Source organism: Gulosibacter sp. 10 (assembly GCF_900163695.1).
Taxonomy (GTDB): Bacteria; Actinomycetota; Actinomycetes; order Actinomycetales; family Microbacteriaceae; genus Gulosibacter.
Window position 1 is genome coordinate 168,611 of sequence record NZ_FUIC01000011.1, and the last position, 11,246, is coordinate 179,856.

Annotated in this window: 9 protein-coding genes and 3 tRNA genes; 6 read left to right on the forward strand and 6 right to left on the reverse strand. The window is 70.8% G+C overall.

Annotated elements, in window-relative coordinates:
- Window positions 1–19 precede the first annotated feature (19 nt).
- Window positions 20–1,003 (forward strand): LacI family DNA-binding transcriptional regulator, encoded by a 984-nt coding sequence (locus FM112_RS04390; protein WP_176386663.1) that lies wholly within the window; start codon window positions 20–22, stop codon window positions 1,001–1,003.
- A gap of 606 nt (window positions 1,004–1,609) precedes the next feature.
- Here the strand turns inward: FM112_RS04390 and cls are convergent.
- Window positions 1,610–3,130 (reverse strand): cardiolipin synthase, encoded by a 1,521-nt coding sequence (gene cls, locus FM112_RS04395; RefSeq protein WP_254910375.1) that lies wholly within the window; start codon window positions 3,128–3,130, stop codon window positions 1,610–1,612.
- A gap of 48 nt (window positions 3,131–3,178) precedes the next feature.
- Entirely contained in the window at window positions 3,179–3,667 is a 489-nt protein-coding gene (locus FM112_RS04400; RefSeq protein ID WP_087004021.1) for a YajQ family cyclic di-GMP-binding protein, read from the reverse strand.
- Window positions 3,668–3,797: 130 nt separating this feature from the next.
- Between FM112_RS04400 and zupT the strand changes: the two genes are divergently transcribed.
- A complete protein-coding gene (gene zupT / locus FM112_RS04405; RefSeq protein ID WP_087004023.1) occupies window positions 3,798–4,586 on the forward strand; it encodes a zinc transporter ZupT in 789 nt (262 codons plus the stop codon).
- Window positions 4,587–4,616: 30 nt separating this feature from the next.
- Here zupT and FM112_RS04410 read toward each other — a convergent pair whose 3' ends face one another.
- Window positions 4,617–5,489 carry a sugar phosphate isomerase/epimerase gene (locus tag FM112_RS04410; RefSeq protein WP_176386664.1) on the reverse strand — a complete coding sequence of 291 codons (873 nt, stop codon included), beginning with the start codon at window positions 5,487–5,489 and terminating at the stop codon, window positions 4,617–4,619.
- Between the two features lie 184 nt (window positions 5,490–5,673).
- Here FM112_RS04410 and FM112_RS04415 point away from each other — a divergent pair, with 184 nt between their 5' ends.
- On the forward strand, window positions 5,674–6,744 hold the full coding sequence (locus tag FM112_RS04415; RefSeq protein ID WP_176386665.1) for an alcohol dehydrogenase catalytic domain-containing protein: 1,071 nt from the start codon (window positions 5,674–5,676) through the stop codon (window positions 6,742–6,744).
- Here FM112_RS04415 and FM112_RS04420 read toward each other — a convergent pair.
- Both FM112_RS04420 and FM112_RS04425 read right to left on the reverse strand, forming a co-directional pair.
- On the reverse strand, window positions 6,741–7,568 hold the full coding sequence (locus FM112_RS04420) for an aldo/keto reductase (protein ID WP_087004032.1): 828 nt from the start codon (window positions 7,566–7,568) through the stop codon (window positions 6,741–6,743). The genes FM112_RS04415 and FM112_RS04420 overlap by 4 nt on opposite strands.
- Window positions 7,569–7,713: 145 nt before the next feature.
- A tRNA-Tyr gene (locus FM112_RS04425) sits at window positions 7,714–7,798 on the reverse strand.
- 317 nt (window positions 7,799–8,115) lie between these two features.
- Here FM112_RS04425 and FM112_RS04430 point away from each other — a divergent pair.
- The 3 genes from FM112_RS04430 (at window position 8,116) to FM112_RS04440 (ending at window position 9,960) form a co-directional block, all read left to right on the forward strand.
- Window positions 8,116–9,690: a M23 family metallopeptidase gene (locus FM112_RS04430; RefSeq protein ID WP_087004035.1), complete on the forward strand. Its 1,575-nt coding sequence runs from the start codon at window positions 8,116–8,118 to the stop codon at window positions 9,688–9,690.
- A 91-nt stretch (window positions 9,691–9,781) separates the two neighbouring features.
- Window positions 9,782–9,853, forward strand: a tRNA-Thr gene (locus tag FM112_RS04435).
- A 33-nt stretch (window positions 9,854–9,886) separates the two neighbouring features.
- Window positions 9,887–9,960: transfer RNA gene (locus FM112_RS04440), tRNA-Met, on the forward strand.
- A gap of 84 nt (window positions 9,961–10,044) precedes the next feature.
- Here FM112_RS04440 and FM112_RS04445 read toward each other — a convergent pair.
- Window positions 10,045–11,061 (reverse strand): LacI family DNA-binding transcriptional regulator, encoded by a 1,017-nt coding sequence (locus FM112_RS04445; RefSeq protein ID WP_087004039.1) that lies wholly within the window; start codon window positions 11,059–11,061, stop codon window positions 10,045–10,047.
- Between the last annotated feature and the right edge of the window lie 185 nt (window positions 11,062–11,246).

An 11,246-nucleotide genomic window follows, 5' to 3' on the forward strand; every position in this document is an offset into this window, starting at 1 on the left:
CCGGGCGCTGGGAGGGATGATGGCGCATGCGCGACTCGCGGATGTCGCGGAGCACGCGGGGGTGTCGACGACGACCGCCTCGCAGGTCTTCTCCGGCAAGCGACCCGTGTCGGCGGACACGCGCAGGCGCGTGCTCGAATCCGCCGCGGCCCTCGGCTACCGGCCCAAGGGGCGCACCGGCACCATCGGCGTGCTGGTGCGCCCCGCCGAGGCGGTCACGAGCTTTCTCGCGGGGACGACCTCGTTCTCGACCATCACGGGCGCGGTGACGCTCGGACTCCTCAACGCCGGCTACACCGCGTTCGTCTCGAGCTCGCACGCCGAGTTGACCGCCATCGCCGCGAGGCTCGACGGCGCCGTGGTGCTGCACCCGAACTTCGAGGACGAGACGCTGCACGAGCTCGAGTCCCGCCGCATCCCGGTCGTGGCCTTCGACCGGGACCCGTCCGGCTCGTCCTTCGAGTGGTGGGTCGGCATCAACTACTTCTCGTCCTTCATCCGACTCATCCAGCACATCCACGCCACGGGCGGCGACACCATCGGGCTCATCATCGGGGAGACCGACAACATGTACCGCCGCTCCATCCTGCAGGCCTACTCCGCGCTCGCGGTCTCGTCCGGCAACCGGCAGCTCATCCGGGTGGCCGACAACGACGAGGGCGTCGAGGGTGCGAGGGCCGCCGCCACGAGGCTGCTGGAGGCGAACCCCGACTGCAACGCCATCCTCACCTCGTCCAGCGTCTTCGCCGCGGGCGCCGAGGCGGCGGTGACGCGGCGCGGGCTCTCGGTGCCGGAGGACGTGCGCATCGCCTCGGTGCTCGACGGCGCGCCGGCCGAGACCGCCGCCTGTCCGATCACGAGCCTGCGGCTCGACACCACGGCGATCGCCTCGCGCGTGGTGGAGGTGCTGGAGGAGCGCTTCCGCGACGGCGAGCCTCCCGTGGTGCATCAGTGCATCCCGCTGGAGCTGGTCGTGCGCGGCTCCACGGCCCGCGCAGGATGATTCGGCGCCTGACGCCCCGCGCCCGACATCGGCGCCCGGCGTCGGCCTGCTCTTCGGGGGCGAATAGCCGGGCGGGCAGGATATGCGCGGCCGCCCGGCTATTCGCCCCAATGCTGTCGGGGCTGTCGGGGCTGTCGGGGCTGTCGGGGCGTCGGGTCGGTGGGCCGGCGGGCCGGCGGGAAGCCGGTTTGGGCGGCGGGACTGCCGGGATGCCGGTTTGCGTGGCCGGGATGCCGGGCGGCTGCTCGGCGGTTCGCCCGGTTCGGGGCGAATAGCCTGCTCGGTCCCGTATGCGCCGCTGCCCGGCTATTCGTCCCACTAATGCTGTCGGGGCCGGCACGGAGCGGGTGTGATGTGCAGCCGTTTCGGGGCGTAGAGCTCGGCAGAACGGATATATGCCGCCGCCCGGCTATTCACCCTGATCCGGCACTCTCGGCCGTCCGCCCCGATCCGGCACTCCCGGCCGCCTGCCCCGATCCAGCACCGCGGCTGCTCAGCCCGATCCAGCACTCCCGGCCGTCCGCCCCGATCCGGCACCCTCGGCACTCCCGGCCGCCCACCCCGACCCGCCGAGCTCCGCGCGGCGCAGCCGAACGCCCCGGCGCCCTACTGGACCACCGAGGTCAGCCGGCACAGGTCGTCGAAGGCGACGTGCATCCGCGGCCGCGCGAGCCACTCGTCGAGGGTGAGCTTGCGGGAGTGCACGCGGTAGAAGTGCTCGACCCAGGCCATCCGCTCCGCGAAGCGCTGGCCGTACACGATGAGCATCATCTCGGCGTTGAGCGTGAACGAGCGCATGTCCATGTTGCTCGAGCCGACCATGCTCACCTCGCCGTCCACCGTCATGTGCTTCGAGTGCAGGATGTACGGCGCCCGGTAGAGCCACACGTGCACGCCCACGCGCAGCAGCTCCTCGTAGTAGGACTGCTGCGCGTGCTGCGTGAACAGCTGGTCGCCCACCTCCGAGACGTGCAGGTGCACCTCCACGCCCCGCTGCACGGCGGTGGTGATCGCGTAGCGCATCGAGTCGTCGGGGGCGAAGTAGGGGGAGGCGATGACCACGCGCTCGCGGGCCTGGTAGAGCAGCTGCGCGAAGAGGCGGAGGTTGTTCTCGTGCTCGTAGCCCGGGCCGGAGGGGACGAGCTGGCAGTCGTGCAGCTCGACCTCGTGGCCGGCCGCACGGTCGGAGGCGTCGAGATCGGCGAACTCGAGCGTCGTGGGGTCCTCGCCGTCCTCCGCGAGGTGCCCGGTCTCGACGTACCAGTCGGAGCGGAACACCGCGTCGACGCCCAGCGCCATCGGCCCCGCCACGCGCAGCATGAGGTCCTGCCAGAGCATCTGCCCGTGCTGCCGGTTCGGCTTGCGGTGGTAGTCGCGGGCGATGAGGTTCTGCGAGCCCATCCACGCAACCCGGCCGTCGACGACGACGAGCTTGCGGTGGTTGCGCAGGTCGATGCGCTGCCAGCCGCTCTCCCAGGGCCAGATCGAGTAGAGGCGGTGCCATTCGCAGCCGATCGCGTCGAGCCGCCGCTTGAGCCGGCGGTAGCCCGGGTAGCGGAACGAGCCCACCTGGTCGTAGAGCACGCGCACCGTGACGCCCCGCCGCACGGCGCGCTCGAGGGCGTCGAAGAAGCCCTCGGTGACCTCGTCGTAGCCCATCGCGTAGAAGATGACGTGCACGTAGTCCTGCGCGCGGTCGATCTCGGCGGCCATGGCGTCGATCGTCTCGTCGTAGGAGGTCTTGATCTCGAGCCGGTTGCCCGACAGGTGGGGGATGGCGGTGAGGTTCTCCGCGAGCTGCGAGATGGGTCGCAGCTGCTCGGGGATGGGCGTCAGCCCCACCTCGTTGCGGAGCTGCTCGGTGGCGCTCCGCAGGATCTGCTCGAACTCGGCCTGCCTGCGCCGACGGAACTTCGGCAGGTGGTTCGTGCCGAACAGCAGGAACAGCAGCAGCCCCACGTAGGGGATGAGGGCGATCGCGAGCAGCCAGGCCACCGAGGTCATCGGGCGCCGGTTGTGGCCGATCGTGAACAGCGTCACGATCACGATGAGGATGTTCACGGCGTAGAGCACGCCGATCGTCACGAGATTCGCGGTGTCGGAGAAGAACGCGAACGGACCGATCACGCGGTCGCCTTTCGGGAGCGGTCGATCACGGCCTCCTTCGGGGCCGGATCAGCGGAAGTTGATGAACTGGAGGTCGATCTCGACATCGGCCCCCTTGAGCAGCTGGATGGCGGCCTGCAGGTCGTCGCGGCTCTTCGACTGCACGCGCAGCTCGTCGCCCTGGATCTGCGACTTCACCGATTTGGGCGCCTCGTCGCGGATGAGCTTGGACAGCTTCTTCGCGTTCGGCTGGTCGATGCCCTCCTTGATGCCCGCCTCGATGCGGTACTCCTTGCCCGAGGCGTAGGGGTCGCCGCTGTCGAGCGACTTGAGGGAGATGCCGCGGCGGATGAGCTTGGACTGCAGCACGTCGAGCGCCGCCTTCACGCGCTCCTCGCTCACGGCCTTGAGCAGGATCCGGGTGTCGTTCAGGTCGATGGACGCGTTCGCGTCCTTGAAGTCGTAGCGCTGGGAGAGCTCCTTGGCCGCCTGGTTGACCGCGTTGGCGACCTCCTGGTGGTCGACCTTGCTCACGACGTCGAATGAAGAATCAGCCATGGGCACATGGTACGTGGCGCGCCCGGGGTTTGCGCGTGCGCGGCGGGTCGCCCGGCGGACGTACAGTTGCCCTGTCGACGCGGCGCTGCCCGTCGGGGTGCGAGCCACGGGCCGAGTGGGGAGGTCGAGGATGAACGAGGTGCTGTTCGCGTTCCTGCTGACCCTCGCCGCGGGGCTGTCCACGGTGCTGGGCGCGGGCCTGGGGGTGCTCGGCAAGGGCACCTCGGTCAAGACGCTCTCGCTCGGGCTGGGCTTCTCGGCCGGTGTCATGATCTACGTCTCACTCATGGAGCTGCTGCCCGAGGGCCTCGCCTCGCTGCAGGGCGAGTTCGGCTCGGCGCCGGGCGCGTGGATCGGGCTCGCGTGCTTCTTCGGCGGCATCGCCGTGATCGCGATCATCGACAAGCTCGTGCCCGAGTCGGTGAACCCGCACGAGCCGTCCTCGATCGAGAGCTCGCAGCGCAGGCACGCGCTGATGCGCACGGGGCTGCTCACGGCCGCCGCGCTCGCGATCCACAACTTCCCGGAGGGGTTCGCGACCTTCATCGCCGCGCTGCAGGAGCCGGGCATCGCGATCGGCGTGGCCGTGGCCATCGCCATCCACAACATCCCGGAGGGGCTCGCGGTCTCGATCCCCGTCTACCAGGCGACGGGCTCGCGCAGACGCGGGTTCCTGCTCGCGGCGGCCTCGGGCCTGGCCGAGCCGGCGGGCGCGCTGGTCGGCTACCTCATCCTCATGCCGTTCATGTCGGATGCGCTGTTCGGCGGGGTCTTCGCCGCGATCGCGGGTGTGATGGTGTTCATCTCGCTCGACGAGCTGCTGCCGGCCGCGCACGAGTTCGGCGAGCACCACCTGGCCGTGTACGGGGTGATCGCCGGCATGGCGGTCATGGCCGTCAGCCTCGTGCTGTTCCTGTAGCCGAGCCGGCGCATCCGCCGGGGGCCGGGGTCAGACCCGCGCCTCCTCGAGCGCGCGCAGGAAGTCGATGCTCCGCCGGACCGCGGCCTTGGGGCCGCCGTCGGCGCCGGGCTCCTCGGCGAGCATCGTGTCCTGCTCGAGCACCACCCAGCCCGAGTAGTCCACGCGGTGGATGCGGTCGAGGATGGCCGCGACGTCGAGGTCGCCCTCCCCGAGCGGGCGGAAGATGCCCCGGCCGACCGCGTCGAGGAAGTCCGTCTCGCCCGACTGCACCTGGCGGGCGAGCCCGGCGTCGGCGTCCTTGAGGTGCACGAGCGCGAGGCGGTCGCCGACGCGGTCGAAGAGCGCGGGCACGTCGTCGATGCCGGCGGCGAAGGCGTGGCCGGTGTCGACGCAGATGCGCACCCGGCTGCCCTCGAGCACCCGGTCGATCTCGGCCTCGGTCTCGACCAGGCTGCCGAGGTGGTGGTGGACGGCGAGCGAGAGCCCCAGCTCCTCCTCGAGGTCGGCGATGCGGTCGAGGGCCGAGAGGATGCGGGCGCGGTCGTCCTCGTCGAGGCCGGGGTCGCCCGAGTAGTCTCCGGGCGCGGCGAGGACGGCGAAGACGAGGGCGTCGCCGCCCAGCCGCCTGACGGGCTCGGCGGCGGCGCGGAGCGCCTCCTCCCAGCCGTCGCGGTGCAGCACGAGGCCGTCGTAGCTGCCGACGGCGCGGAGCGTGTGGCGCTCGAGCACGGCGCGGGCGGCGTCCGGATCGGCGGGCAGGAACCCGGCGGGGCCCGTCTCGGCGGCGGCGATGCCGAGCTCGTGCATCTCGGCGAAGACCCGCTCGGGGTCGAGCTGCAGGCCCCAGTCGGGGACATCGCAGACGCCCCAGGAGATGGGCGCGGCGGCAAGCGAGTACATGGTCCTCCTCGTCGAGTGCATGGGCGCGGTCCGCGACCGCGGAGCGCGCCGGGTCAACGTCTTCCCGCATATGGACTGATCGTCCAAGCTGTGGGAATCTGATGCTATCAGGGGCGGCAACGGAGTCTGCGGGAGTCGGCGGACGGCGCTGCCGGCCGGAGCCGAGCACGAGAGGATGCGACGAATGAAGGCGCTGCGCTACTACGACAACCGCGATATCCGAGTCGAGGACATCCCCGCGCCGGCGGGGGAGCTGGGGCCGCACGAGGTGCTCGTGCGCATCACCCACTGCGGCATCTGCGGCAGCGACCTGCACGAGTACCTCGACGGGCCGCTCTACAGCCCGGGGGAGCCGCATCCGCAGACGGGCGCCTCGCGGCCCACCATCATGGGGCACGAGTTCTCGGGCGTCGTCGAGGGCGTCGGCGGGGCCGTGGCCTCGGTGGCGGTCGGCGACCGGGTCGCCGGCATGCCGCAGCGCTTCTGCGGCACCTGCCGCCAGTGCCTGCGCGGGCGGCAGCAGACCTGCGAGCGCCTCGCGGCCGTCGGCTACTCGACGCGCTGGGGCGGGCTGGCCGAGTACGGCGTCTTCGACGACGATCAGGTGTTCGCGCTGCCCGAGGGCGTGTCGAACGTGCTCGGGGCGCTCGTGGAGCCCACCGCGGTGGCGGTGCACGCGGTCGAGGCCGCGCCCGTCGCGATCGGGGACGTCGTGCTGATCACGGGCGGCGGGCCGATCGGGCTGCTCGTGGCGATGTGCGCCCGGGCGGCGGGCGCGGGGCGGATCCTCCTCTCGGAGCCGCACGACGCCCGGCGCGCCCGCGCGGAGGCGCTCGGCTTCTGCACCGCGGTCGACCCGCGCGTCGAATCGCTCGCGGAGGTCGTGGCGGCCGCCACCGACGGGGCCGGCGCGGATGTCTGCATCGAGTGCTCCGGCAGCGCGCCCGCGGTGGCCTCGGCCTTCGAGGCGGTCCGGCTCGGCGGCACGATCGTCCAGACGGCGATGGCCTCGGCGCCGATCAGCATCGACACCTCGGCGCGCCTCACGATGCGCGACGTGATCTACAAGGGCGTGTACTGCTACGACGTGACGAGCTGGCCGAAGGTGATCGGCCTCATCGCCTCGGGCGCGATCGACCCGGAGCCCCTCGTCACGAGCCGGGTGCCGCTCGAGCGCGCGCCGGAGGCGTTCGACGCGCTGCTCGACCCGACCCGCGACGAGGTGAAGATCCTCATCACGGGCTCCGAGGCCTAGAACTCCTCGTAGGTGTTCGGGTCCTGACCCCAGATCCGGTCGCGCTCGAGCTCGTCGATCGAGGCGATCTGCGCCTCGGAGAGCTCGAAGCCGAACACGTCGAAGTTCTCGCGCTGCCGGGAGGGGGTCTTCGACTTGGGGATGGGCACGATGCCCTGCTGGAGGTGCCAGCGCAGCACGACCTGGCCGGCCGAGACGCCGAGCGCGTCGGCGACCTCGAGGATGCGCGGCTCCTGCAGCAGGTCGCCGCCGCGCCCGAGCGGGCTCCAGGCCTCGGTGACGATGCCGTGCTCGGCGTGGAAGGCGCGCTGCTCGCGCTGCTGGAAGTAGGGGTGCAGCTCGACCTGGTTGACGGCAGGCGTCACGCCGGTCTCGTCCTGCAGGCGGCGGATGTGGTCGGGTGTGAAGTTCGATACGCCGATCGAGCGGACCCGTCCCTCCTGCTGCAGGTCGATGAGCGCCCTCCATGTATCCACGTACTTGTCGAGCCGGGGCAGCGGCCAGTGGATGAGGAGCAGGTCGACGGTCTCGAGGCCGAGCGACTTCGCCGAGGTCTCGAAGGACTCGCGCGCGCCGTCGTAACCGTGGAAGCGGCCGGGCACCTTGGTGGTGACGACGAGCTCCTCGCGCGCCACGGGGGAGCGCCGAATGCCCTCGCCCACCTCCTCCTCGTTCTCGTAGCTGAGAGCGGTGTCGATGAGGCGGTAGCCGATCTCGAGCGCGTGCTCGGTGTTGGCCGCGGAGTCGTCGTTGTCGTGCGGGTAGGTGCCGAAGCCGATCGAGGGGATGGTCGTGCCGTCGTTGAGCGTGACTGTCGTCGTCATTGGGCCTCATTTCGCGTTGCGTGCGGATGCGGGCCCTCGAGCGTACGCGGCGCGCTTGCGACCGGCATGGATGCGGGACGGGAAGCGAAGACGCGCGTCGGAAAACGGAGCAGTCCGGAGCCGTTCGGCTCCGGACTGCTCCGGGTGGTGGCGGGTAGAGGATTCGAACCTCTGAAGGCAGTGCCGTCTGATTTACAGTCAGATCCCTTTGGCCGCTCGGGCAACCCGCCGGGCGTGCTTGCGCACCGGGAAAGCTTACACAAGATCGGGGGCGAACGCACATCGGGTGCGGTGTCCGACGGTGGCAGGTGGGGGTGCGGGCGGATCGACGCGCCGGACGGCGCTGCGGTTGGAGAGCGGCAGGCGGCGCGCTATCCTTGTCTCTGGCCTTCCCGCCGCCGACGTCGTGTCATCGAACCGTTATCTTCGGTTATCTCGGCGAGTTCGTTCTGATCAGGGAAAATGTCGAAATCGTGATCAAGGGTTGCCTTTCCCGTAACCGTTTCGTTACACTTTTCTGGTGCCCAATCCCGAGGAGTTTTGCTGAATGACGTCGCTTACCGAGCAGCAGTCCGCGCCGCTGACGCGACGCGAACTCCGCGAACTCGAACGAGAGGCCGAGCGTCGCGAGAAGCTCGCCCTCCTCGAGGCGCAGGCCGAAGCCGCGCGCCGCGCCGCCGCTGAGCGCGAGCGCCGGGAGGCCGAGCAGGCCCGGGCCGCAGCCCAGGCCGAGCAGTCCGCGACGACCGCATCCGTTGAGCCCGCCGCTCCGGTCGCCGAGTCGAAGCCCGAAGCCGCCGTCGAGCCCGCCGCTCCGGCGGAGCAGGCGCCCGCATCCGAGCCGGTCTTCATGTCGCGCCGCGAGCGTCGCGAGGCCGAGCGCGCCGCCGAGGCGAAGCGCCTCGCCGAGCTCGAGCGGCAGTCGCTAGCCGCGTCGAAGCTCGCCGTCGAGCGCAACCCCGAGCTGTTCGCGGGCTCGCAGGCCGCCGCCGCGCCCGAGGCGGCTGCCGCCCAGGCCGACGAGGCCGAGACCATCGCCTTCCCCGAGCAGGCCGCCGAGACGGTCGTCGACACGCTCGACCCCGTCACCGGGCCGATCGTGCTCGCGCCGGTCGTCTCGCTCGACGAGGTCCGCGCCGCTCGCGAAGAGGGTGCGGAGATCGTGCCGCAGGCGCCGGTCGACGAGCCCGAGGTCGAGATCCCCGAGTCCTTCAGCGCCTCCGACGAGGATGAGCAGGGCGACCGCCGCTCCTCGCGCGGACGCCGTTCCGGCCGCATCGGCGGCGGGATGTTCGCGCTGAGCTTCGTTGCGGGCGCCGTCGTGATCGGCAGCGGTACCGCCGCCGGCATCGCGATGGTCAACTCGCCCGACGAGGCGAGCGCCACCGCTGGGCTCGACGAGGAAGAGGTCGCGCAGGCGCAGTCGCTCGCGGTCGGCGCCGAGGTCGAGGTCTCGGCGGAGGTCGAGCGCAGCGACGAGATCACCGCGGTGACCTCGATCGGCACCGCGGCCGCCGCGAACCTCGCGACCGGCGTGGAGCTGCCCGACTCGAAGGCGTACACCAACGACATCACCGCGAACGTGCAGTGGCCGTTCCCGATGGGCGTCGAGATCTCGAGCCCCTACGGCTTCCGCGAGGCGCCTACCGCTGGTGCGTCGACCTTCCACGGCGGCGTCGACTTCACGCCCGGCATCGGCACCCCCATCGGCTCGATGGCCGATGGGCTCGTCACGAAGGTCGACGAGGCGGGCGGCTCGGGCTCGGGCGTGTTCGTCGAGGTGCAGCACATGATCGAGGGCGAGCGGGTCACGACCGTGTACGCGCACCTCAAGCCCGAGACCATCGTGGTCGAGGAGGGCGACACCATCTCGGTCGGCGACGAGATCGCCCAGGTGGGCAACACCGGCATCTCCACCGGCCCGCACCTGCACTTCGAGGTGCACGTGCAGGGCAAGTACGTCGACCCGATCTACTTCCTCACCGAGATGAACGTCTCGGGCGTCAAGGTCGAGGTCCCCGAGACCGTCGGTCCCGACGTCGGGCTCGGCGGCGACGAGAAGCTTCCGGTCGAGGAGAGCCACGCGCTCGTCGACTCGGTGTTCGGCGGCAAGGCCGAGTAGAAAAAATCGTCACCGGATTTGCACTCAGCGGTCGCACTAGTGCTAAGCTATTCCGGTGCCGTCGGGGAGAAAAACCCTGAACGGCGGCCACGCCCCGATAGCTCAGTGGTAGAGCACTTCCATGGTAAGGAAGGGGTCGCCAGTTCAATCCTGGCTCGGGGCTCTGGGTATCCGTTCTGTTGAGCGGGTGCATTGCGGCGGAGTAGCTCAGTTGGTGAGAGCGCACGACTCATAATCGTGAGGTCGCGGGTTCGAGCCCCGCTTCCGCTACCGAATAGGAACGCCCCGGCGCCTCGTGCGCCGGGGCGTTCTTCGTTTTCCGCGAACCCTCGGCTTCCTGGCGGCCGCGTCCTCTCAGGTCGCCTTCGGCGCCGGCCCGGTGCTCTCGCGGACGCGGAGCTCCGGCGCGAGCCTGGTGCGCACCGGAACGCTCTCGGGGTGCTCGAGGCGCGTGGTCGCCTCGGCCACGGCCAGCCTCGCGAGCGAGGCGACGTCCTGGTGCAGGGTGGTGAGCTGCAGGCCCGACTGCGACGCGAAGCCGCTGTCGTCGAATCCCACCACCGACACGTGCTCGGGCACGTTGACCTCGCGGATCTTCAGGCCGAACACGACGCCCGCCGCGCATTCGTCGTTGTGGACGACCACCGCGGTCGGGCGCGGGTCGGCGCCGATGATCTCCCGGGAGGCGACGATCCCCGACTCCATGGTCTCGCCGCCCGCGATCACGTGCACGAGGGAGGGGTCCTCGAGGGCGGCCATCGCGTCCAGGTACCCCTCGAGGCGGTCCCCGGTGCCGTCCGAGCCGGGGCCGCGGACGAACCAGATCCGGCGATGCCCGAGCTCCACGAGGTGCCGGACCGCGAGCTGCACGCCCTCGAATCCGTTCGCGCGGACCGAGCTCACGCCGTCGAGCGGCGCGTGTCCGCCGATGAGGATGGTGGGGGCAGTGCCCGCGATCTTCGCCTGGGTCCGCTCCTCGGTGGATGCGCCGATGAGCATGATCGCCTGGCAGCGGCTGTCGATGAGGGATTCCGCCGCGGTGATCGCGGGCCGCTCGTCCGAGGTGGCGCTCAGCAGCAGCTCGTAGCCGGCAGCCGTGGACGCGCGGTAGAGCTCCTCGACGATATGCGCGTGGAGCGCCCGCCGCAGCGCGAACACGACTCCGAGCCGGCGCACGCGCGTCTGGGCGAGCACGCTCGCCGCCTTGTTCGGCCGATAGCCGAGGTCGTCGGCCACCTGGCGGACGAAGGCCCGGGTCTCCTCCGCAGGGCCGGCCACGCCGCGCAGGCACATCGAGGCGAGGCCGATCGAGACCCCTGCCGCGCGCGCGACATCCGAGAGCGTGGGGCGGGAGGCGGAGGACCCGGTCATGGGGCCTCATCCTAGCCGCGGCGGATTCGTGCATCGTGTCCGAGATCCGCGCCCGCCGCACGATCCGGCGGCTGCGCCGGTCCGGTAGGCGGCGCGGGGGAACTTGGGTCTTGTGCGCGTCCCCGAACTCGGTACACTCATTTGAAGCGTTTCAAATGACGATGTGGTCAGCTCCGCTCGGCACG